Genomic DNA, 24,738 nt, shown 5'->3' with positions numbered 1-24,738 from the left:
GTTCTGTTCTGGTTTGTAAAAATAATTATTTTTTTAATATGAAAACAAAAACGGGAATCATTTTTAATATGATTCCCGTTTTATAACTGTTTTAATTCACTTGAATTAATGTCTTAGTCTGTAAAAGTCCACGAAAAACTGAATGGATTTTGCTGTTTTTCTTTATTAGACACGTATATTTTAACCGGGTGCACACCTTTCTCTAAAACCATTGTTGTAGTTTTAACTGTTCCGGATATGTATCCGTAATCAGCATCAAACAATATAGCATTGTGCAATCTTACAACACCTTTTTCTAAAGCGCTAAACTCAAAGGTATAAATCCCAGTTTCAAGCACGTTAATGTATCCTTCTAATAGCAATAATTCACCTGAAATTTTTTCATACTTCACCTTATTTAATTTTGAAACACGACCTTCTTTTATTGGTTGCATTGTTGATAAATTAGGTAACCAAGGATAGTCTCCATCAAAAAATTTCCATTGCCAACCTTTCCCTGCTTTCTTTTTGCTTAAAGCTGGAACAGGAACATTATCGTAAGGACGTTTAGCTTGTTTATCTGCTCGACGAATACGAAGCACTTTATCCTTCATTTGTTGCTGAACCTCAACAAGAGAATCATTTTTAGCTAGATTATGCGATTGATGCGTATCATTAATCACATCGTAAATCTCGAAATCATCATTAGCCGATTGAATATTATAACGAATCCCAACCAGGTCTCCTAATCGAATCATTTGCATTTGATTACGAACACGCTGTCTATTGTTTGGTGAAAAATCTTGGTAATTAGGCGTTTTCCCCGGAAAAACATACTCCGAATAAATTAGTGACTTTTCCTTTGAATCTTTTCCTGTTAAAGCAGGTAAAATAGAAACACCATCGCTTATCGCCGGTGCTGAAAAACCAGCAACATCTGTAAATGTCGCCAACCAATCGTAAGAAATACTCGGCTTATCTATTTTTATATTTTCAGGAATATGTTCTGGCCATCTTGCAATTAATGGCATGCGTTCTCCGCCTTCTAAAACATCACGTTTCATACCATCAAACGGACCAAAACTATCGAAAAACACAGGGCTATTAGCGGCGTAACCTTTTGGTAAATACGATTCATTAGACGGCCCGTTATCGGAAGTAAAAACTACCAAAGTATTCTCGTCTATATCCAAATCTTTAAGCAACTGTATCACATCGCCAACGGCATTGTCAATTCGTCTAACGCTCGTTGCATAACGCTTATAGGTTTCAGGCCAGGCTACTTCAGGTGTATTTTCATTATCATCATCATCATAAGTTGCCTGGGCGTATTCCGGATGCATATACGAATCTGGAGTTCCTGATGCTGTATTTATCATTTGTCCGGAAGCCCCTGTCCATTGCAATCCGCCTTTCAAACCACCTCCAATAGGATATTTTTGCGTTGGTAATTCTAATACAGCATGTGGCGTATCGTAAGCTAAATACATTAAAAATGGTTTTTCGGTTTTAGCTTGTTCTACAATCCATTTTTTAGCGACAGCCGTCCATAAATCGGTAGTATAACATTTGTCCAGACCTTGAGACACTTCTTTATCATTTTCCCAAACTTCCTTTTTTCCGCGATAGATACCTTCAACTGGATAATGCTCGTGCCCGTCACTATGCCGCATATACCCATAAAAATAGTCGAATCCTCTTTTATTGGGTGTACTTGGCCAGCCTCCGGCATCAGCTCCCTGCAACCCCCATTTACCAATTGCGGCGGTGACATATCCCATTTTCTGAGCGACATTACCAATGGTATAGTTATCGGCTAAAGCTTTATCAAATTGGTTATCTCGTACGTTGGCATGTCCTTGTGACAATCCGGTTAACAGCGAACTTCTTGAAGGAGCACAAACCGGTGCTGCCGAATAATGCTGCGTAAGCATGGCGCCTTCATGAGCCATTGTATCGAGATTTGGAGTGCTTAACCACGGCTCTGAACGGTTTCCTTTAGTTTTACGTTGATTTTGATAAAACACACCAATATCGCCGTAACCTAAATCGTCTGTTATAATAAAAATGATATTGGGTTTTGTCGGCTTTGTTTGCTGTGCCCCGACTGAAGCAGAAGCACAAAACCACAATAACACTCCAAATTTAAATACTCTTTTCATGAATAATGATTAAATCCAAACAGTAATAGCTCCTAAATTTTCATTTGAAGCTTCCGCCTTTATTTCCTTTTTTAATTCATTATTTACCAAAAACTGAATCGTATAATTTCCCTTTTTATACACTTTAGGCAAAAATGTTTTTTCTGACAGCGGTAATGAATATACTAATTCGTCATGTTCATCAACAATTCTAACTACCGGTAAAACTTCTGATGCTATTGTAAGTTCAGGAAGTACATACTTTGCTTTTTTAAACAGCTGATCTTCCTGTGTCACCGTAATTGGCCAACCCGGATATTGTGCACCTTCCTTAGTAACATCTTTAAATCTTTCATAACACGAACTGGTAATGGTTCGTTTCTTTTTATTCACCGAAACCATACCAAATCCTGTGGATCTGTTATATAAAACAGCTGGTTCTTTATGATGATCAAAAGGATTGGTTACAGCGTGTACTGATATTTTATTCCCAAAGCCATCCTCAAAATCTCCTCTATATGCAGGGTTTTCAACAGAGTGGTTTGCTGAATTTACTGGTGGCCAAAAACGTCGTGGCCAGATATTATTAAGCGCTGGTCCAGTAAATGCGAATCCGCTATCACCATGCTCTTCAACCCCGTATTGCACAAAAGTTCCCAAATGTTGATCTCCGGCAATATGAAACGTAAAGCCTTTACGAATAATCTCTAAAGTTTCATCTCGCTTATTTTGAGGCCATCCGTTCGAATCCATATCTTTGGTAAAATCATCGCCTTCAACATATTCTCCTTTTTCTGGAACGCGTAAACCAGGTACCATATCATCACTCGTTGCACCTTTTGGTAATGTCGCAATAGTTGCAAAATTTGTTTGAGATAATAAGATTTTCATCTGCGTATCGTTAGACCAGTCATCTACCCAATTTTTTAAGAATGTTTCTTGTCTTTGTCCCAGCAATTCAGCATCAATATCTCTGTGCTTTTTAATATCGAATTCTGTATTTCTAATGAATCCATTAAACACATCGGCTTCTTCAGGAAGTACTGTTTTAGGTGCCGATTTAAACTTTCTATCTTCTAAAATAGCAAAACTCACGCCTGCATAATCCCATTGCGTGTAATACACATTAATACCTTGTTTTACTGGAGTGGCGTCATATGGATCCGGAAGATGACCTGTTTGCGTAAACTGGGCCATATTTACCCAATCGGCATCCATTTTATAACCACCTGTATCCTGAGCTGCAGATTCAAAACCTAAACTTGTATCGGCATGTGTTCCCCCACATCCCCAAAGATTTCCATGAAAGACATCATGATCATCTGTAATAATTCCACACGGGTGATGACGGAACACCTCTCGATACGACCATCCGAACATCATCCATTTTCTTAAGAAATCTAAACATCGTTTATCATACTCTCCTTCATACTGTACGCCATAACCACCAGTACCTTCGTAAAACTGATCACCTAAAAACACGCAAACATCATACGACAACTTCTTTAAATTATCCACGATGTCCTGATCTGGAAAACCATAATGCATGTTACAATTTAGCACTGCAATATTTAAATCTTCTTTATCTTTAGGTTCAGCTTTAATGGTTCCTTCATAATAATAACGTTTTACACCATTAGACTGAGGAATCTCTGCACAAATGCGGTATGGAATATCGCTTGATTCGGTCCAGTTTTTTACTTCAAACAGTTTGTTTCTTCCATCGTTAACCAATTCGCCTTTAGAAATGGTTTTCCACTCTCCATCTTTGAAAACCTCAAATCCAACCGAATGACCTGATAAACTTTCAAATGGTGAACACTGAGCCATTAACTTTAACTTCCCTTTATTCAAGGTATATTGGGCAAAACAAACAGGACCGAATAACTGAGTTTCATTTTCCTGAAGTGCATCACCTTCTATTTTCCAATCTTTAAAAGAACATGTTGGTGTATCTTCAACTTTCCATCCCAAATCGATATTAGAAAGTAAAGCAAATGTGCCTGCTAAATCTTCATTTTTAACCTTTAACTCGGGACTTTCAAATAATTCCTTGTTATTTTCCGGATTTAAAATACGAACAACTAATGTTTGCTCTTCATTTTTTGAAGGCTTTGTTTTGATTTGTAATTTGAAACTTTTTGGAATTTGAGAAAATGGTGTTTCTATTTCCTGCTCGCCAACCTGAAGTTGTCCTTTGGTATTTAAGCCTATTTCAAGTCCTTTACCGAAAACGGCGGCCGAACGATAATCGTCAAATTTACCCTTCGCGCCCAAAAGCATGCCTATGCAGCCTTTTTTATAATTTTGCAGTGCACCCTTGGTTTCAATGGTAACTTCTAAATCTAAAGCAGAATCGCCATGTTGATGCATGACTGTTAATAAATGCAGATTTCGTTCTTTACCTGCTACCACACATTCGACAGCTCCATTGCGTATCTCCCAATCTTGCAAACGGTTTCCCCAATACTCGGGCCCTGCCCATTTCATATCCTGAAATTTATCCCACTGGCTTTTAAATTTGACTTTCTTTTTAGAATCCCATAATTCTTCTATATGTGAAGACAAACCATAACTGGAAAATGCCATTGGCAAAACAGATCCCAAAACAATGGTTTTTAAATATTCTCTACGTTTCATTACTATATATTTTTTTTATAAAATCATTTTTTAACATTCGGCATATATACCCCTAACAAATTTCTGTATTCTTTACTAAAAATTACACTAGTTTTTATGCGAATAATGGGGACATATTTATCAATTACAAACTACCAAAACTAACACCAAACTAAATATCAGTTCATTATATATATTTTACAATCTGTAATTATTATGCTGCCTTCGAATATAATAACGTATTAAAAATCAAAAACCCTTAAAAAAACAAGATGTTAAAATTATTTAATTTACTGCCTCCTATTAGCTAACAAAGGAGGAGCATCTCCATTAAACGGATTCCATCGACTTATGCTTTTAGCTCCCATACCGGAAGCGCGAATAACAGCTCTATCTCCATAACGCTCGCGCATATTATCGAGTGCTTGGTAGAGCCTGATGGTTTTATCGTCGTCTTCAAATAAATCGATTTGATGACCGCCTTCAACCAAATGACTAAACTTAACACCTATTAATCTAACCAGTAAACGGCGTTGATATAACTTATTATAAAGCTCCATAACCACTGGAATAATATGATGATCGGCTGCGCTGTAAGGAATACGTTTTTGCTGGGTATAGGTTTGAAAATCGGAGTATCGAATTTTAAAGGTTATACATGCCGTTAATTTATTTCCGCGACGTAATTGGTAGGCTAAATTTTCGGCCATGGCACTAATAATACTTTTAAGTTTATTAACATCGGTGGTGTCTTTATCAAAGGTACGTTCGGTTGAAATTGATTTTCTTTCGCGATACTGCACCACAGGACTATTATCTATTCCGTTAGCCTTTTTCCAAATAGCAATACCATTTTTTCCAAATACCTTAAACATCATTTCCATAGGCATTTTTTGAATGGTTTCAATCTGCTTAATTCCCAAATCGCACATGGCTTTGTAAGTTACATCGCCTACCATTGGAATTTTCTTCACCGATAACGGAGAAAGAAACATTTTTTCATGCCCCACAGGTATTTGAATTTGGTTATTAGGCTTCGCTTCGCCCGTTGCAATTTTAGAAACGGTTTTATTAGCAGATAAACCAAAGGAAATAGGCAATCCAGTTTCTTTAATAATTCTTGACCGGATTTCGGAAGCCAACTGAAGACACCCAAAAAACTTATCCATTCCGGTTAAATCTATATAAAATTCGTCAATAGACGATTTCTCATAAAGCGGCACACTTTCCTTAATAATTTCGGTAACCGCATTAGAAAACTTAGTATAAATTCCCGAATTCCCTCTTAAAACAATCGCTTCAGGACATAACTGCTTTGCCATACGCATGGGCATGGCTGAATGAATCCCAAACTTGCGAGCCTCATAACTACAGGACGCCACTACACCACGATCTGACGTTCCTCCAATTAACACAGGTTTACCAACTAATCTGTTATCCAACAAACGTTCACAGGATACAAAAAACGTATCCAAATCCATATGAACTATCGACCTATCGTTTCTCATCACCCTAATGGTTTATTTGAATATCTCGGATCTTCAATAATAGGCAAGCGCTCCATTTTAGACACCTCAACAGTTATACAATCGAACTCTTCAATCACCTTACCGGTAATGTTATAAATACCTTTTCCTCGAAACGGGTATTTTAAGGCTACCGGCGGAAAATGAACCGTATCTAAAAAATCGCCTGCGACATCTAAAAACGTTCCGAAATACATCATCTTTCCGTTAGATGTTTTCGTGCGCTTTACGGTGACTAAATACCCTTGAATAGTTATAACACGGCCAATATTATTAATCAAATCGAATGCGCACATCGGGTCTGTTAAAGGTTCACGCAACAAATGAAACGGACTACATAATGAAAACCCCAACAATTCAATTTCATCGAAAGCGTCTTCTAAAGGAGTCTGTGGCAATTCAGGAATAACAAAGGCTTTTCTATTGGGTTTAAACAAGGTTATTTCATGGTCGTTAACTACAGATTTACTCACTTTCATATGCGCTTCCCACAGTAATTCTCTTTTATTTTTTCCCGTAAAACGGAAGGCATTAATCTTAATTAAAACAATAAGCTGCTCTATACCGATGTTCACCCGATCTATAAAATCGTCTAAATCGAAAAAAGCCCCGTATGCCTGGCGTTCTTTGAGTATTTTTATTCCTATTTTATCTTCAAAAGCATGTAAAAATTTAAACCCAATGTATATCGATTTTCCTTTAATAACCGTATCAATACCACTATTGTTAACGCAAGGAGCTTCAATAATACCGTCATGCATTCGCGCTTCGTGCACATAATATTCGGTTTGATAAAATCCGCCATAATTATTAATAGTTGCCACCATATATTCCAACGGATAATACGCTTTTAAAAACAAACTCTGATAACTTTCTACGGCATATGATGCCGAGTGCCCCTTGGCAAAAGCATAGCCTGCAAAGCTTTCAACCTGTCGCCAGATTTCCTTGGTTAGGTCTAATGCTTTATTCGACTTTTTACAGTTTTCAAAAAATGCATCCTTAACTTTTAAAAACTCCTCTCTCGATCTGAATTTCCCAGACATACCCCGACGCAACATATCGGCTTCGCCTAAATTTAAACCCGCAAAAAAATGCGCCACCTTAATAACATCTTCCTGATACACCATAACACCATAGGTTTCGGGCATAATATCTCGTAATACCGGATGTGCATCGCGTCGGCGTTCAGGATACCGATACCGTAAAATATATTCGCGCATCATCCCCGACTTTGCAACTCCCGGCCGGATTACCGAACTCGCAGCTACCAGCCCCAGATAATTATCAACCTGAAGCTTTTTTAACAGCATACGCATGGCCGGCGATTCGACATAAAAACAACCAATGGCCTTGGCATTCTTCAACAGAAATTTAATGTTATCGTCTTCTTTAAAACGTTTAATATCATGAATATCGATAGGCACATCATCCGGATTATTATACTTTACGATTTCGACAGCATCTTTAATTTTTCCTAATCCACGCTGACTTAAAATATCGAATTTATACAAACCAATATCTTCAGCAACAACCATATCAAACTGCGTTGTAACATAGCCTTTAGGTGGCATAAACGTGGCCGTATAATAATGTATTGGCTTTTCTGAAATAAGAATACCTCCGGCATGAATGCCCAGATAATTAGGAAACCCTTGAATGCGTTTGCTATAGGTAATTACCAGTTTTGATAAATCATCTAAAACTTCAAAATTGAAACTTCCTAAGGTCAACACATCTATTTCATGTTTTGGCAAACCAAAAACCTTACCCAATTCGCGAATAGACGCCTTGTATTTAAAGGTATTGTAAACCGTAATTAAAGCGGTGTGCTCAAACCGTTCGAAAATGAATCTGGTTATATCGTCTCTATCTTTCCAGGAAAAATCAATATCAAAATCTGGCGGATTGGTTCTGTACAAATTAATAAAGCGTTCGAAATACAGATCTAATTCTATTGGGTCGACATCGGTAATACGTAACAAATACGCAATAACACTGTTAGCGCCGCTACCCCGACCTACATAAAAATAGCCTTTGCTACGGGCGTATTTTAAAATCTTCCAGTTGATTAAAAAATAAGAAACAAAGCCTTTTTCCTTTATAATCTTAAGCTCCTTTTCAATACGATCTAACAAGACATCATTAACCTCGGCATATCTATAAGCGACACCTTCATAAGCCAGCTTTTTAAGTAATTTGAAATCTAAACCTGTATTACCCGTATAGGCTTTTTTATTATTTGGTTTTTGTTGTGAAAAATCGAAATCTATATTACAAACATCTAGTAAGCGTTGGGTATTCGTAATTATTTCAGGAAAATCTTCGAATGCTTTTATAATATCGTCTGCCGATTTTATAATGTCGTGTATTGTACCTTGTTGTTCTGCTGGAAGTTTACTTAACAGCGTGTTATTATCTATAGCGCGTAATAATCGATGCGTGTTAAAATCTTTTTTATTTGTAAACGATACCGTTTGTAGAATTACAACCTTATCTAATTGATTTATGTATTTCGAAAACCGAAACCGATTAAGATCCTTTATAGACACTCCAATAAATTCATTCTCTCGCAAGACTTCAATTTCTATTTCATTTTGAAACGGATAAATAACAAAGGTATCGGGCATTGTTTCAGCCCGCTTCGGAAAAAATAAATCATAACGCAAATGATGCGACAAATAATCATTTATATTCTTAAACCCATTATTATTCCTCGCCAACACAACAAACTGCTGCTGCGCTTTGTTTCTAAAATCGACACCAATAACTGGTTTTATATTATAATTAGCAGATAGTCGTATAAAATCTAAACATGCCGATGTGTTATTAATATCGGTTAACGCCATAGTTTTAATCCCGTAATACTGCCCAATTTTTAACAGGTTTTCAGGAGTAATGGTACCATACCGTAAACTGTAATATGAATGACAATTTAAATACAACGTTTTCTGCTTTATCAATTATTTTACAAAATTAACTACAATATGTAGTAAGTATTGCTTAATTTTGTAGCATATGAGTTATTTCGCAGTCAACTTTAAGTACCTGAGAACCTTAAAAGGGTTTTCGCAAGAGCAAATGGCAGACGAGCTGAACATTACACGTTCCCGAGTGGGATCGTATGAAGAAGCTCGGTCTGAACCACCTTTAGACCTATTGGTTAAAATTTCAGATTACTACAAGCTGCCTATTGATGCTTTAGTAAAAAACAACCTGACGAAAGTTTCAGACACGTCGTTTATAAACATTGGTAATCATCGTATTTTATTTCCAATAACAGTAAGCGAGGACAACGAAGATCTTATTGAAATCGTTCCCAATAAAGCTACTGCCGGTTACTTAAATGGCTATGACGACCCGGAATATATCGAGCAGCTCGAAAAAATTAAACTACCATTTCTTCCGTCAGGAAAACACCGCACCTTTCCAATAAAAGGCGACTCCATGCTCCCGGTAAGAGATGGGTCGTATGTTGTAGCGCGTTACGTTGAAAATATTCAGGATATAAAATACGGAAGAACTTATATTATTTTAACCCTGAATGAAGGTATTGTTTACAAACGTATTAAAGCCGCCGAACAAGATGAAATGTTAACACTACATTCAGACAACAGAAACTATCAACCATACGAAATACACAAGAAAGACATTTTAGAATTATGGGAATTTACCTGTTGTATAAACACTCAGGAATACGATGAGAGTGAGCTAAAAATAAGCAGCATTATACAAATGTTTCAGGAATTGGGTGTGGAACTGGAACAACTAAAAAAGACCAACATAATCTCCTAAATTTTTAAGCAAAAAAAAAGCCTTTACGGAAATCATAAAGGCTTTAGTACTGAAGGCGGGACTTGAACCCGCACGAACTAATGTTCATTGGATTTTAAGTCCAACGTGTCTACCAATTCCACCACTTCAGCATGGTATATTTTTTGAAAGTATCAGAGCGAAAGACGGGATTTGAACCCGCGACCCTCACCTTGGCAAGGTGATGCTCTACCCCTGAGCTACTTTCGCAGTCATTTATTATGAACGTGCAATATTGCTATTGCGGGTGCAAATTTACTATAATTATTAAAACTACAAAGCTTTTTATTTCTTTTTAAAATAAAAATTTCAAAAAACGAACACGAAACCAAATAAAATATTGAAAATCAACAAAATACACAGGAATACAATTTAACTTTCAAACACAAAAAAAGCCTTCACGAAAATCGTAAAGGCTTTAGTACTGAAGGCGGGACTTGAACCCGCACGAACTAATGTTCATTGGATTTTAAGTCCAACGTGTCTACCAATTCCACCACTTCAGCATGGTATATTTTTTGAAAGTATCAGAGCGAAAGACGGGATTTGAACCCGCGACCCTCACCTTGGCAAGGTGATGCTCTACCCCTGAGCTACTTTCGCAGTCATTTTTATGATCGTCACCTATTATTAACAGGCGTGCAATTCGTGATTGCGGTTGCAAATTTAGTACATTTATTAGAAGTACAAAGCTTTTTTTCGAAAAAAATAAAAAATAATTTTAAGCCTGTTTCTTTTTAACCAACATACGCTTAATTTCATTTAATTTCATCAAGGCTTCCACTGGCGTAAGTGTATCGATATCAGTTTCTAATATTTCTTCTTTTATATTTTCAAGTAAGGGATCGTCTAAATTAAAAAAGCTTAACTGCATTTCATTTTCCATCGATTTCACCTTCTCGGTAAGCTCCTCACTAGAGTGCGACTTCTCCAATTTCTTCAAAACCTGGTTCGCGCGACGTAAAACCTGCTGCGGCATACCTGCCATTTTCGCCACATGAATACCAAAACTATGCTCGCTTCCTCCTTCAACAAGTTTTCTTAAGAATAGTACATTATCTTTTAATTCCTTAACCGACACATTAAAGTTTTTAATACGTTTAAACGTTTCGGTCATTTCATTCAACTCATGATAGTGCGTTGCAAACAAGGTTTTTGGTTTCGCCGGATGTTCGTGTAAATATTCACTAATAGCCCAGGCAATAGATATACCATCGTATGTACTGGTACCACGTCCGATTTCATCTAATAACACCAGACTTCGTTCTGAAATATTATTCAAAATAGAAGCTGTCTCATTCATCTCTACCATAAAGGTCGATTCGCCCATGGAGATATTATCGCTCGCTCCTACTCTGGTGAAAATCTTATCGACCAAACCAATTCTTGCTGATTGTGCTGGAACAAAACTTCCCATTTGCGCCAATAACACAATAAGGGCTGTTTGACGCAAAATAGCCGATTTACCAGACATATTTGGTCCGGTAATCATAATGATTTGCTGAGCGGTTCTATCCAAGAACACATCATTCGCAATATAAGCTTCCCCAATAGGCAATTGCTTTTCAATAACCGGATGGCGTCCGTCTTTAATTTCTAAATCGAAGGATTCTTCAATGGCTGGATACACATAATGGTTGTCTTTCGCCAATTGTGCAAAACCACATAAACAATCTAACTGACCAATTAAAAAGGCATTCTGTTGAACTGGTTTTATATACTGATTCATCCACCCCACCAATTCGGCAAACAACTGCTGTTCGATTGCCAGAATACGGTCTTCAGCACCTAAAATTTTAGCTTCGTATTCCTTTAATTCTTCGGTAATATAGCGCTCAGCATTAACTAAAGTTTGTTTTCTAATCCAATCTTCAGGGACTTTATCTTTATGCGTATTTCGTACTTCAATATAATACCCAAATACGTTATTTGAGGCTATTTTTAAAGAGGTAATTCCCGTGCGTTCGCTTTCACGCTCGAGCATATCATCTAAATAATCTTTTCCAGATTTAGACAAGTTTCGCAACTCGTCTAATTCGGCAGAAAAACCAGCAGCAATAGTGCTTCCTTTTAAAATATTTACCGGCGCATCTTCATTAAGCATTTCCTTAACTTTTTCACGAAGCACATCGCAACTTTGCAAATTATCACCAATAATTTTTAACGATTCATTCGAACTGTTAGTCGCAATAGATTTTATAGGAACAATAGCTTCCAGTGAATTTTTAAGCTGAATAACCTCACGGGGACTTACCTTCGCCGTGGCTATTTTAGAAATTAAACGTTCTAAATCGCCAATATGCTTAATTTGATTTTGTATTTTTTGGTGAACCGACGTTTCCTTGGTTAAATAATCGACCACCTCATGACGCTGTTTAATTTTACCTGCGTTTTTTAAAGGCAATGCCAACCAACGCTTTAGCATACGCCCACCCATTGGCGAAATGGTTTTATCGATAATATTTAAAAGCGTTACCGCATTATTATTGGTAGAATTATAAAGCTCTAAATTTCGGATGGTGAATTTATCCATCCACACATAATCGTCTTCGGCAATTCTTGAAATAGAGGTAATATGCTGTAATTTATTATGCTGTGTTTCGGCCAGATAATGCAAAATGGAGCCTGACGCAATAATACCTTCATACAATTCTTCAACCCCAAAACCTTTTAGTGTTTTTGTATCGAAATGCTTGGTTAAGGTTTCGTAAGCATAATCGGTTTGGTATACCCAGTCTTCTAAATAAAACGTATGAAAATCGTTTCCGAAGGTCTCGTTAAACAACATGCGCTTTTGCTTCGACACCAATACTTCACTCGGACTAAAATTTTGAAGCAACTTATCAACATACTCAGCATTCCCTTGAGAAGTTAAAAACTCACCCGTCGAAATGTCTAAAAACGAAACACCAATGTGTTTTTTATCGAAATACACCGAACACAAAAAGTTATTCGATTTCGACACCAAAACCTCATCATTTAAAGCCACACCCGGCGTTACCAATTCGGTAACCCCTCGCTTTACAATGGTTTTGGTTTGCTTCGGATCTTCTAACTGATCGCAAATGGCTACCCGTTGCCCGGCTTTTACCAGCTTTGGTAAATAGGTATTTAACGAATGGTGCGGAAACCCTGCCAAAGCCGTTTCAGTCTCACTTCCTGCACCTCGTTTTGTTAATATAATCCCCAAAATTCCGGCTGCTTTTACGGCATCATCTCCAAAGGTTTCATAAAAATCCCCCACACGAAATAACAATAAAGCATCAGGATATTTTGCTTTAATGCTATTATACTGTTTCATTAACGGAGTTTCTTTTTTTGCGTTCTTAGCCAAGGGTAAGTAGTTTTTTAATGTTATTTTTGCATCAATTGTAGGAGTGCTAAAGTAGCATAATTTTAGTGGTTTTTGAAATGGAAACGCTATAAGTTATCTACAGAATATTGACATTAAAACCACCATGCGTAAATTAAAAAATAGCGAATTAGACCGATTAAGCGTTGAAGATTTTAAACAGGTTGAAAAAAAACCCATCATTATTGTTTTAGACAACATTAGAAGTTTAAATAATATCGGGTCAGTTTTTAGAACCAGCGATGCCTTTTTAATTGAAAAGATTTATTTATGCGGTATTACGGCAACGCCACCACATAAAGACATTCATAAAACCGCATTGGGAAGTACCGAGACTGTAGATTGGGAATACGTTGAAAACACGATGGATTTAGTGGACCGCTTAAAAGCCGAAAACGTTAAAATCTGTTCCATCGAGCAGGCCGAAAACGCCACCATGCTTGACAACTTTACCCCTGAAGCCAATACCAAATATGCTTTAGTTTTTGGTAACGAAGTAAAAGGTGTAGCACAAAAAGTGGTATCAGCAAGCGATACAGTGATTGAAATCCCGCAATATGGCACAAAACACTCCCTAAATATTTCGGTGAGTTGTGGTGTGGTGGTTTGGGATATATTCAGCAAACTAAAAACAATTACAGAATAAACCGCTGAACAAAACCAACAGCAATGTAGGTTTTAAATCTATAGTTTTACGTTAATTATTACCAATAAGAACTAAAATGAGAGCTTTTATCACCATACTATCTTTAGCTTTATTCACCAGTTGTAAAACTGAAATCAAGGTCGGACCAGATTACAGCAAACTGGAAAGTATCCCAACCAAAGAACAGGTAGGCCGTACCGTATTACCAGACACCATTGCTCCGGTAACCGCACCGTTTGCTATGCCCGAATTTGTAAAGCCAAGTTTCCCTGATAGAAGTATCAACATTAAAGATAAAATTGAAGTCACTGCTAGTTTAATAACAAATATTATTCAACAAGCTATCGACACCATAAGTACACAAGGAGGAGGAACAGTTATCATTCCTGAAGGCGAATGGCTTACTGGACGTATTGCTTTAAAAAGCAATGTGAATCTTCATTTTGAAGACGGCGCCGTACTTCGTTTTAGCACCGATGTCAAAGACTATCAACCAGCCGTTTTTACGCGCGTTGAAAGTTTAGAAGTGATGTCGCTTGCTGCTTGTATTTACGCAAATAACCAAGAAAATATTGCTATTACCGGAAACGGAAAGCTTATCGGGCCATTTGACGGAGAAATCAAAGCGCGCTCTTACATGAAGCCTATTGAAACTTTAGTAGATTTAAATAAACCAGCTGAAGAACGTATTCATGATGGCTCGAAAGAAGACTGGATTTTCCCTCCAAAATTCATTTCACCTATCAACTGTAAAAAAGTATATATTGAAGGCGTTTCATTAGAAAATACGGCCTTCTGGAATATCGTACCAACCTATTGTGACAATGTGATTATTCGAGGTGTTTATGTGAATTCTTACGGTATTCCTCGTGGTGATGGTATCGATATCGAATCGTCTAAAAATGTACTTATTGAATACTCGACATTAAATACCGGAGACGATTGTTTTACCATGAAATCTGGTCGTGGTGAAGACGGCATGAAAGTTAATAAACCTACCGAAAACGTGGTGGTACGTTACTGTCTGGCGCAAAAAGGGCATGGCGGTATTACCTGCGGAAGTGAAACTGCAGGCGTCATAAGAAATTTATATGTTCATGACTGTGTGTTTGAAGGCACCGTTGTTGGTATTCGTTTTAAAACGCGCAGACCAAGAGGCGGTGGTGGCGAGTACCTGTATTACGACCGCATTCGTATGAATTTAGAAGCCACAGCCATAAAATGGGATATGTTAGGAACACCTGCTTATGTTGGTGAATTGGCTGAGCGTTTACCAGCCAGACCTGTAAATAAACTAACACCGTTTTACAAAGACGTTTCTATGACCAACCTAATTATAGAAAACAGCACGCATTTCTTAAAGGTTTATGGTATTCCGGAATCACCATTGACCAATTTAACCATTGATAATGTTGACGCAAACAGCTCAGGTCTCATAATTATTAACGACGGAAAAAATGTAAACATTTCTAACGCAAAAATTGAAACTCCAGATCATGTAATTGATATTCTTGGCGGTGAAAATATCTCGTTAGAAAACGTTGAAATTAAAACAGAATCTTCTGCTTTAGAGTTTCCAAATGAAGAAGCGACTTTAAATAACGTGAAGTTTTTAAAATAATAATTTTCTTACTTCTGAGTTTTGATTTTTCTCAATGAAATGGTATGTTTGATTTAGAATCAAAAAATTCATCATCAATCATGAAACTATTAAAATCAATATTCCTTGTTTTTGCTATTGTCTTATTTTCAAATTGTGAAATTAAAAAAGAAACTAAAGACACAACAATAACAACATCGGAACTAATTGGAAACTGGAGACTTTCAGAAGATTCTGAAACTGAAAATAAAATTAAAAACGTAATATTTAAAGATGATTTCTCTGCTGAAATTACTTTTAATGACGGTTCTTCAACAAAAATTATTCAAGGCACTTGGAAATTAGATGAACCTAAACAAATAGAGGAAGGTGATTTCAATCTCACAATGAAATCGGACGTTAAACTTAATTTCAACGAAAGCAACACTAATAATGTTACCGTTTTTCTAAACGCCGAAGAACTTGACAACAAAATAATTCTAACGTCTCATAACTTGACACTTTCAAAAAGTTAATTAGAAAAAATCTCCTGTAAAACCCACAAATAATCTTCACGGTTATTTACAAAGTCTTTGTTAGAGACATCTATAATTTTTACGTTAAAATCGGTTTGAGTTTTTAAAAATTCCAGATAACCCGCGTTTATTTTTTCAAGATACTCATCAGCAATATTCTGTTCGTAATCGCGACCACGCTTTTTAATGTTTTGCTGTAAACGTTCGGTATTCTGATAGAGATACACATACAAATCAGGCTTACGCAACTCTTTATACATTAAGTAAAAAAGCTTTCTATACAGATTAAACTCATCTTCCTGCAAAGTCACTTTCGAGAAAATAAGCGACTTAAACACATCGTAATCGCTAACAATAAAATCTTTGAACAAATCGAGCTGCGATAAATCATCACTAATTTGTTGATAGCGGTCGGCTAAAAAAGACATCTCTAACGGAAACGCATAGCGACTGGCATCCTTGTAAAACTGTGGTAAAAACGGATTATCAGCGAAGCGTTCTAAAATAAGCTTAGCATTAAAATCATTCGAAATTTTAGTGGCTAAACTCGTTTTTCCGGCACCAATATTCCCTTCTATAGCAATATAATTAAAAGTTGAAAAATCGAAATCCGCGCTCGGGTTATGCAACACCTCAGCAATAGGCTCTAAAACCGAAGTATCGTCACATTCATCCAACAAAGCTCCAATGCTCTTTTTTAAAACCGGATGTTCAACTTTTACTGCAATATCGTTCAACGGCAACAACACAAATTTTCGCTTTTGCATTTCCGGATGTGGCACAATCAACGTTTCGGTAGAAATAATTTCATCTTCAACTAAAACAATATCCAGATCTATAGTACGTGCTTCGTAAGCATTGGGATTGGTTCGTACGCGCCCTAATTCAATTTCAATTGCTAATAAAACATCTAAAACCTGCTGGGGTTCTAAATCGCTTTGCAATGCTAAACAACAATTATAAAAATCGTCACTTTCAAAACCAAAAGCCGGTGACTCATACACTTTAGAAATCTGAGTAATCACACCAATACGCTGATAAATTAAATTTACCGCCTGCTGTAAGTTTTTAAGTTTATCGCCTTTATTACTTCCTAAAGCGATATGAAATGTTGTGGGTTGCATCATAAGTAACGGCAAAATAACTAAAACAAATTTTATTACTTTATATTTACTAATCGTATTTATTCACAAATTGCATGACTTTAAAAGATAAACTCGCTGCCCAACGTATTTATATGCTTTTAGGGGCTCTATTTATTACCTCGCTGGTGGTTTCGAACTTAATATTTCAGAAGTTTTTTTACTGGTATCCGTTTGATATTGAAATTTTCGGATCGAAACTTTTTGAAATTTCAGTTGGTATTCTTCCCTATCCCATTACCTTTTTAATCACCGATTTAATTAGTGAAATTTACGGTAAAAAACGAGCCAATCAAGTGGTTGTTGCTGGTATATTTGCTTCGGCATTCTCACTACTTATTGTTTACGTCTCGAGCATTGTACCCGCCACAAGCTGGTCTCCTGTAGACGACACCATGTTTAAAACCGTTTTTGGAAATACCGTACTTGCGGTTTTTGCCAGTATGATGGCTTATCTTTTTGCACAGTTTATTGACATACAGATTTATCATTACTGGAAAAGTTTAACTAAAGGCAAACATTTATGGTTACGCAATAACTTTTCAACATTTATTTCTCAATTTGTAGATACCTTTACCGTTGTTGGTTTGCTTTGCATTTTTCATATTATTCCATGGGAAAATTTTCTCGGACTTATCCTATCTGGATTCTTTTTTAAAATATTAGTTGCACTTTGTGATACGCCGTTTATGTATTTAGGCGTTTACCTGTTTAGAAAGCGCTTTAATTTAAAGATGAATGAAGAAATTCTTTTGCTTTAATTTTTATAAAAAACTTAACGAAGAAAATTCTTAGTTTCAAACTTTTCTGGTGACATTTGCGTATATAAAGTAACTCATTATTAAACCTATAACCTACTCATAAAACATAATACCCCATATTTATGAAGAAAGCTTTAAAAATTTTAGGTCTGTCTGTGCTAATTATTTTAGTGATTTTAATAGCGTTACCATTTGCTTTTAAAGGTCAGATAAAAGACATGGTTAAAACCTTTATTAACCAGAACGTCAATGCAAATGTCGAATTTAGTGATGTGAGTTTGAGTTTACTTAAAAGTTTTCCGCAGGCCCATGTTGAAGTGAACGATTTAGTGATTACCAATTTCGAACCGTTTAAAGGCGACACCTTGGTGAGCACTAAGAATATCTCCTTTACCATGTCGGTTAAAGAATTATTTAAAAATACTGAAGATGGTCCGTTAACTATAAATTCCATTTCTATTGATGATGCCTTGGTTAACCTAAAAACAAATGCCGAAGGCAAAAGTAATTATGACATCGCAAAAGAGGACGGCTCAACAACAGAAACAGAAACAACCAGCGATAGCGGTTTTGCGTTCGATATTGAAAACTACAGCATTAATAACGGTTCGTTTAACTATTTAGATGAAGCTTCTAAAATACAATTCAGCATTACAGAATTAAACCATACTGGAAAAGGAACATTTTCAGGAACTATTTCAGAGCTGGACACCAATACTGAAGCCCTTGTAAGCTTCAGTATGGATAGCACCGCGTACCTAAGCAACAACCACATTAAATTAGATGCTTTAATCGATTTAGATTTAGAAAACAGCAAATATACCTTTAAAGACAATAAGGCGTTTATTAATCAACTGCCTTTAGAATTTCATGGTTTTGTTCAGCTTATTGAAGAAGGTCAGGATATCGACATTACTTTCGAAAATCCGGGTTCTACATTTAAAGATTTCTTAGCGGTTATTCCTGCTAACTATTCAAAAAGCATAGAAGACGTGCAAACTACAGGCGATTTTAAAGTTAAAGGTATTGTGAAAGGTAAAGTAACCGAAGAAACGATTCCGACTTTAGACATCAGTATTACTTCAAACAATGCATCATTTAAATATCCAGATTTACCTAAGTCGGTTGAAAATATCATTATCAATACAGAAATTAAAAATGAAACCGGTAACGTTGATGACACCTATGTAAATATCAACACCCTAAACTTTAGAATAGATAAAGATGTTTTCAAATCGTCGGCAACCATTAAAAATTTAACCAAAAATATGCTGGTTAATGCTAATGTTGATGGCACGTTAAACTTAGGGAATTTAACCAAAGCCTATCCGTTGGAATTAGATCAGGAATTAAGTGGTATTTTAAAAGCTAATATCCACACCGCTTTCGACATGAATGCCATTGAGACCAATGCATACGAGCGCATAAAAAGCTCAGGAACCATGAGTGTTTCCGACTTTAAATTCGCTTCCGAAGACATGGCAAATCCCGTGAGCATTTCAAAAGCCGATATGACATTTAATCCTTCAACGGTTACACTTAATAACTTTAATGCAACCACAGGAAGTAGTGATATTAGCGCCAATGGATCAATTAACAATTTACTCGGATTTTTACTAAGCGACAGCACCTTAAAAGGAAACTTTAATGTAAACTCCAATAATTTTGTACTGAGCGATTTTATGACTTCCGATGAAGAAACAACAACTTCAGAAGAACAAAAAACCTCAACAACCACAAGTAATACGGAGAGTTTAAAAATTCCAGCATTTTTAGATTGTACTATAAACGCCAATGCAGCGAATGTAACTTACGACAATTTAAAACTGAAAGACGTTAAAGGCTCACTGGTGATTAAAGACCAACAGGCTACATTAAACAACCTAACATCAAAACTGTTTAATGGTAATTTAGCGGTTTCGGGTAATGTTTCTACAAAAAACGAAACACCAACATTTAATTTAGATTTAGGTGCCGAAAATTTCGATATCGCCGAATCTTTTGCTGGTTTAGATATGTTTCAAAGCATCGCCCCTATTGCTAAAGCTTTACAAGGAAAATTAAACACGAAACTAAATTTAAAAGGCGATTTAACTCAGGATTTTACTCCAAATTTAAATACCCTTTTTGGTGACGCTGCCGCGGAATTATTAACTACAAAAGTAGACCCACAAAATGCACAGGTTTTAAACAAACTGGAAAGCTCCTTAAGTTTTGTTGATTTTGATAAATTCAGCTTTAACGACTTAAAAGCTTATTTAGAATTTGCTAACGGAAAAGTTACCGTAAAACCTTTCACTTTTAAATATCAGGATATTGCCATTGAAGTTTCTGGATCCCACGGCTTCGACAAAACCATGGCTTATAGCGCGGTATTTGATGTCCCTGCAAAATATTTAGGAAACGATATTAACAAACTTATCAGCAGTATAAACGACAGTAAAGTTAATGATATTAAGGTACCTATTACTGCAAATATTTCCGGTAGTTATACAGACCCGAAGGTGTCAACCGACTTAACAAGTGGCGTTAAAAATTTAACGAGTCAGTTAACAGAAATTCAAAAACAAAAATTAATTGGTCAAGGTAAAAATGAACTCAATAATTTATTAGGCGGATTAACCGGGAGCACTTCATCTTCTAAAACCACAACCAGTACAGATTCAACTTTAACTCAGGAGGCAGAAACCAAAACCACTTCACAGGAACAGATTAAAGAAAATGTGAAAAATGTTTTAGGCGGTCTTTTAGGAGGCAAAAAGAAAAAAACAGATACCGTGAATTAAAAATATCGATAAAATAAAATTTCAAAAAAGGCAGGTTTACACAACCTGCCTTTTTTATTGAATTTCTAAAAAACACCTGAAAACAGACTTAATTTTCATCAAATTTGAAGTATTCAGCTCAAAATGAAGGGTTTTATGTTAAAGAAATGCAAGTTTCCTTGCTTTTTTCAATTAAAATATTATAATGTGGGTTAGATATATTTTAAAACAGAAAAAAGTATAAATGAGGCAACTTAAAATCACAAAACAAGTAACCAACAGAGAGTCTAAATCCCTTGACAAATACTTGCAGGACATAAGCAAAATTCCACTGATTACAGCAGATGAAGAAGTCGAGCTGGCGCAACGTATCAGACAAGGTGATCAGGTGGCTTTAGACAGGTTAACAACAGCCAACTTACGTTTTGTTGTTTCGGTAGCTAAACAATACCAGAATCAGGGGCTTACCCTACCCGATTTAATTAATGAAGGGAATGCCGGATTGGTAAAAGCAGCCAAGCGTTTTGACGAAACACGTGGTTTTAAGTTCATTTCGTATGCTGTTTGGTGGATTCGACAAGCAATTCTTCAAGCTTTAGCCGAACAATCTCGAATAGTTAGATTACCTTTGAACAAAATTGGCTCGATTAACAAAATTAATAAGGCCTATTCGTTTTTAGAACAGACACACGAGCGTGCTCCCAGCGCCGAAGAAATTGCTCAGGAACTAGATTTAACCGTTAGCGATGTTAAACAATCCATGAAGAATTCCGGACGCCACCTATCCATGGATGCACCATTAAAAGAAGGCGAAACCTCAAATTTATATGATGTGGTTTCGGCAGGCGATTCGCCAAACCCGGATAGATACTTAATGAATGAATCGTTAAGTACAGAAATAAACAGAGCCTTAGATACTTTATCACAAAAAGAAAGCGACATTATTCGTTTAAATTTTGGATTGAGCAATCAACCGCCAATGAGTTTAGACGAAATAGGAAAAACGTTCGATTTAACACGCGAACGCGTTCGCCAGATAAGAGAAAAAGGCATCAGAAGATTAAAGCATACATCGAAAAGTAAAATTTTAAAAACGTATTTGGGATAGTCCTGAATACACTCACTCTATAAATAAACTATATGTTAAGAATTGAAATTAAAGAAGGGGAAAACATTGAACGCGCACTGAAACGCTACAAACGTAAACACAGAAACGTTAAGGTGATGCAAAACTTGAGAGATAATCAATTTTTCACAAAACCATCGGTTAAAAGAAGACGTCAAATTCAAAAGGCGGAATATATCCAAAACTTAAGAGATCAGGAAGATATATAAATCGTTCCTTTTAGGATATTAAAAAAATCACGCCAAAAGCGTGATTTTTTTATTTCATTATTTAATTACTGAATAGTAATATTCACTACCAAACCTTCATTACTGCGCACATTAAAAACTGTTTGGTCTTCAAAAATTAAATATTGTCCTTTTATTCCTTTTAACACTCCCTGATAACTTGGTGTTTTTCCTAAATTTAAACTTTTAGGTTTTAATGGATATTGATGTACCGGATACTCCAAATTGGTTTCCGAATTGCTCTCAATAAAATACTCTTTAGCTTCATCTGGGATATATTGTTTTAAACGCTCACGCCATTCCACCAAATTTTCATCTTCTATATCATTTTTTAACATAGTACGCCAATTGGTTTTATCAGATACGTATTCTTTTAAAGCCACCTCGGTAATTCCTGCAAGATACCGGTTAGGCACCTCAACAATTTCAATGGCTTCATGTGCTCCTTGATCTATCCAACGTGTAGGCACCTGAGATTTTCTGGTCACCCCTACTTTTACACTACTGGAATTTGCCAGATACACAATATGCGGCTGTAACTGCATTTTCTTTTCGTACTCCAAATCCCGATCTTCTTTTCCTAAATGTGCCGTACTCAATTCCGGACGCATAATCCAGTCGGCTGCCTGTGGCACATCAAAAAAACAACTTTTACAAAAGCCCTGACGATAAATAGGCTTATCTAATCCGCAGTTTAAACACTGGTATCTAACAAACTCTATGGAAATATGTTTATCCAACAACTGATTCATGTTTATAAAGTCGTTATCAAACACTAAATAATATTGAATAGGCGATGCGTATTCTGTTTCCATTTTCGTTAAAACCCCTTGGTAAGTCATCTGCTTTCTTTTTATTGTTTTTTGTAATTCCCTTCAAAATTACGAACATTTAAAGAATAAATCTAAATGTGAATTTTGCTTTTACTTTTCAACAAAAAAAATGTTATTTTAGGCATTCAAAGATAGTAGCTCAAAAATATGCCAATTACGATAGTTAATTCCATTGCTTCCTGGTTTTTAAAAAAACGATTCCAACAAATTGATTTGTTTTTAAAACATCCCAACGAGGTACAGAATGAATTATTGCTCAGTCTTTTGGATTTTGCTAAAGACACCGAAATTGGCAAACAATACGATTTTGCTTCAATAAAAAACTATCAAACCTTTACCGAGCGCGTTCCTATTAAAAACTACGACGGCTGGCAGGATATTATTCAGCGTTCCATGAAAGGCGAGTCGAATCTGTTCTGGCCAACACCAATAAAATGGTATGCCAAATCGAGCGGAACAACGCGAGCAAAGAGCAAATTCATTCCGGTTAGCGAAGAATCTTTAGAAGACTGCCACTACGCAGCAAGTAAAGATTTACTTTGCATGTACCTGAATAACAACGAAGAGTCACAATTATTCACAGGTAAAAGTTTACGCTTGGGCGGAAGCAAACAGTTATACAAAGAAAATGGCACCGCATTTGGCGACTTATCTGCCATCTTAATTGACAATATGCCGTTTTGGGCAGAGTTTAGTAGTACGCCTTGCAATAAAGTTTCTTTAATGAGTGATTGGGAATACAAAATGCAAGCCATTGTTGATGAAACCCGCTTTGAAAATGTAACGAGTCTTGCTGGTGTCCCTTCATGGATGTTAGTACTTTTAAACAATGTTTTAGAAACTACAGGAAAAGGTAATTTACACGAAGTCTGGCCCAATCTGGAAGTTTATTTTCATGGTGGTGTGAGCTTTACGCCTTATGTAGACCAATACCAAAGTATACTTCCTAAAAACGGATTTAAATACTACGAAATTTACAATGCTTCGGAAGGCTTTTTTGCCATTCAGGATAAAAACGATTCTAACGAATTGTTACTCATGTTAGATTATGGTATTTTTTACGAGTTTATCCCAATGGATGTTTACGCAACTTCGGAAGAAAAAGCCATTCCTTTAAGTGAAGTAGAACTCGGCAAAAACTACGCGATTATCATTACCACCAATGCTGGATTATGGCGCTATAAAGTTGGAGACACGGTTCGTTTCACCTCTTTAAGTCCTTATCGCATAAAAATCTCCGGAAGAACCAAACATCACATAAATGTTTTTGGTGAAGAGTTGATTATTGAAAATGCTGAAAATGCCTTGAAACAAGTGTGTAAAGATACCGAAGCCGAAATTGTTGACTTTACAGCTGCGCCTGTTTTTATGGAGGGTAAAGAAAAAGGTGCACACGAATGGTTAATTGAATTTAAAAGACTTCCCAGAAATATCGAGCAATTTAACGAACTGTTCGACGATGCTTTAAAAGCATTAAATTCTGATTATGAAGCCAAGCGTTTTAACAACATTACCCTTAACAAGCCTAAGATTAATGTGGCTCGTGAAAACCTATTTTACGACTGGCTAAAACAAAACAATAAATTAGGAGGTCAACATAAAGTGCCACGACTATCTAACACTCGAGATTATCTTGAAGAGTTACTAAAATTAAACGCCAGTTAGATTTTACCAAAATTACCGACGAAAGGTT

Annotated in this window: 16 protein-coding genes and 4 tRNA genes; 9 read left to right on the top strand and 11 right to left on the bottom strand. The window is 36.2% G+C overall.

Annotated elements, in window-relative coordinates:
- Positions 1-113: 113 nt before the first annotated feature.
- The 4 genes from R1X58_RS07990 to R1X58_RS07975 all read right to left on the bottom strand — a co-directional run bounded on the left by R1X58_RS07990 (position 114) and on the right by R1X58_RS07975 (position 9,228).
- On the bottom strand, positions 114-2,141 hold the full coding sequence (locus R1X58_RS07990; RefSeq protein ID WP_240573724.1) for a sulfatase-like hydrolase/transferase: 2,028 nt from the start codon (positions 2,139-2,141) through the stop codon (positions 114-116).
- A gap of 9 nt (positions 2,142-2,150) precedes the next feature.
- Positions 2,151-4,760 (bottom strand): alkaline phosphatase D family protein, encoded by a 2,610-nt coding sequence (locus R1X58_RS07985; protein WP_240573733.1) that lies wholly within the window; start codon positions 4,758-4,760, stop codon positions 2,151-2,153.
- A 269-nt stretch (positions 4,761-5,029) separates the two neighbouring features.
- Positions 5,030-6,247: a DNA polymerase IV gene (gene dinB / locus R1X58_RS07980; RefSeq protein ID WP_240573744.1), complete on the bottom strand. Its 1,218-nt coding sequence runs from the start codon at positions 6,245-6,247 to the stop codon at positions 5,030-5,032.
- Entirely contained in the window at positions 6,247-9,228 is a 2,982-nt protein-coding gene (locus R1X58_RS07975; protein ID WP_240573746.1) for a DNA polymerase III subunit alpha, read from the bottom strand. The genes dinB and R1X58_RS07975 overlap by 1 nt, the downstream gene beginning before the upstream one ends.
- A 55-nt stretch (positions 9,229-9,283) precedes the next feature.
- Between R1X58_RS07975 and R1X58_RS07970 the strand changes: the two genes are divergently transcribed.
- Positions 9,284-10,060, top strand: coding sequence for an XRE family transcriptional regulator (locus tag R1X58_RS07970; protein WP_240573748.1), 777 nt, complete (start codon positions 9,284-9,286; stop codon positions 10,058-10,060).
- Between the two features lie 47 nt (positions 10,061-10,107).
- On the opposite strand, the gene R1X58_RS07965 is transcribed toward R1X58_RS07970, so the two are convergent.
- The 5 genes from R1X58_RS07965 to mutS all read right to left on the bottom strand — a co-directional run bounded on the left by R1X58_RS07965 (position 10,108) and on the right by mutS (position 13,412).
- Positions 10,108-10,191 (bottom strand) — tRNA-Leu (locus R1X58_RS07965).
- Between the two features lie 25 nt (positions 10,192-10,216).
- Positions 10,217-10,288 (bottom strand) — tRNA-Gly (locus tag R1X58_RS07960).
- 212 nt (positions 10,289-10,500) lie between these two features.
- Positions 10,501-10,584 (bottom strand) — tRNA-Leu (locus R1X58_RS07955).
- A 25-nt stretch (positions 10,585-10,609) separates the two neighbouring features.
- A tRNA-Gly gene (locus tag R1X58_RS07950) sits at positions 10,610-10,681 on the bottom strand.
- A gap of 118 nt (positions 10,682-10,799) precedes the next feature.
- Positions 10,800-13,412 (bottom strand): DNA mismatch repair protein MutS, encoded by a 2,613-nt coding sequence (mutS, locus tag R1X58_RS07945; protein WP_240573759.1) that lies wholly within the window; start codon positions 13,410-13,412, stop codon positions 10,800-10,802.
- A 124-nt stretch (positions 13,413-13,536) separates the two neighbouring features.
- Here mutS and R1X58_RS07940 point away from each other — a divergent pair, with 124 nt between their 5' ends.
- From R1X58_RS07940 to R1X58_RS07930, 3 genes are all read left to right on the top strand, one after another.
- Entirely contained in the window at positions 13,537-14,076 is a 540-nt protein-coding gene (locus tag R1X58_RS07940) for an RNA methyltransferase (protein ID WP_240573768.1), read from the top strand.
- A 76-nt stretch (positions 14,077-14,152) separates the two neighbouring features.
- Positions 14,153-15,697, top strand: a complete 1,545-nt coding sequence (locus R1X58_RS07935; RefSeq protein WP_240573770.1) for a glycoside hydrolase family 28 protein — start codon at positions 14,153-14,155, stop codon at positions 15,695-15,697.
- A gap of 80 nt (positions 15,698-15,777) precedes the next feature.
- Positions 15,778-16,191, top strand: coding sequence for a lipocalin-like domain-containing protein (locus R1X58_RS07930; RefSeq protein ID WP_240573773.1), 414 nt, complete (start codon positions 15,778-15,780; stop codon positions 16,189-16,191).
- Here R1X58_RS07930 and folK read toward each other — a convergent pair.
- Complete coding sequence (gene folK, locus R1X58_RS07925) at positions 16,188-17,318, bottom strand: 2-amino-4-hydroxy-6-hydroxymethyldihydropteridine diphosphokinase (RefSeq protein WP_240573775.1); 1,131 nt, start codon at positions 17,316-17,318, stop codon at positions 16,188-16,190. The genes R1X58_RS07930 and folK overlap by 4 nt on opposite strands.
- A 71-nt stretch (positions 17,319-17,389) precedes the next feature.
- Here folK and R1X58_RS07920 point away from each other — a divergent pair, with 71 nt between their 5' ends.
- The 4 genes from R1X58_RS07920 (at position 17,390) to rpsU (ending at position 22,194) form a co-directional block, all read left to right on the top strand.
- Positions 17,390-18,094, top strand: a complete 705-nt coding sequence (locus R1X58_RS07920) for a queuosine precursor transporter (RefSeq protein ID WP_240573777.1) — start codon at positions 17,390-17,392, stop codon at positions 18,092-18,094.
- A 122-nt stretch (positions 18,095-18,216) separates the two neighbouring features.
- Positions 18,217-20,880 carry an AsmA family protein gene (locus R1X58_RS07915; protein WP_240573779.1) on the top strand — a complete coding sequence of 888 codons (2,664 nt, stop codon included), beginning with the start codon at positions 18,217-18,219 and terminating at the stop codon, positions 20,878-20,880.
- A 223-nt stretch (positions 20,881-21,103) separates the two neighbouring features.
- The gene (locus tag R1X58_RS07910) at positions 21,104-21,967 is read left to right on the top strand and encodes a sigma-70 family RNA polymerase sigma factor (RefSeq protein ID WP_240573781.1); all 864 of its coding nucleotides are present in this window, start codon (positions 21,104-21,106) and stop codon (positions 21,965-21,967) included.
- A gap of 32 nt (positions 21,968-21,999) precedes the next feature.
- Complete coding sequence (gene rpsU / locus R1X58_RS07905) at positions 22,000-22,194, top strand: 30S ribosomal protein S21 (protein ID WP_188216744.1); 195 nt, start codon at positions 22,000-22,002, stop codon at positions 22,192-22,194.
- A 65-nt stretch (positions 22,195-22,259) separates the two neighbouring features.
- Here rpsU and R1X58_RS07900 read toward each other — a convergent pair whose 3' ends face one another.
- Positions 22,260-23,054: a DUF2797 domain-containing protein gene (locus tag R1X58_RS07900; RefSeq protein ID WP_240573784.1), complete on the bottom strand. Its 795-nt coding sequence runs from the start codon at positions 23,052-23,054 to the stop codon at positions 22,260-22,262.
- Positions 23,055-23,192: 138 nt separating this feature from the next.
- Here R1X58_RS07900 and R1X58_RS07895 point away from each other — a divergent pair, with 138 nt between their 5' ends.
- Complete coding sequence (locus R1X58_RS07895; protein WP_240573786.1) at positions 23,193-24,710, top strand: GH3 auxin-responsive promoter family protein; 1,518 nt, start codon at positions 23,193-23,195, stop codon at positions 24,708-24,710.
- Positions 24,711-24,738 lie beyond the last annotated feature (28 nt).

Source organism: Aestuariibaculum lutulentum, from assembly GCF_032926325.1.
GTDB classification, from domain to species: domain Bacteria; phylum Bacteroidota; class Bacteroidia; order Flavobacteriales; family Flavobacteriaceae; genus Aestuariibaculum; species Aestuariibaculum lutulentum.
This window is presented reverse-complemented; position numbering and strand designations above follow the sequence as displayed.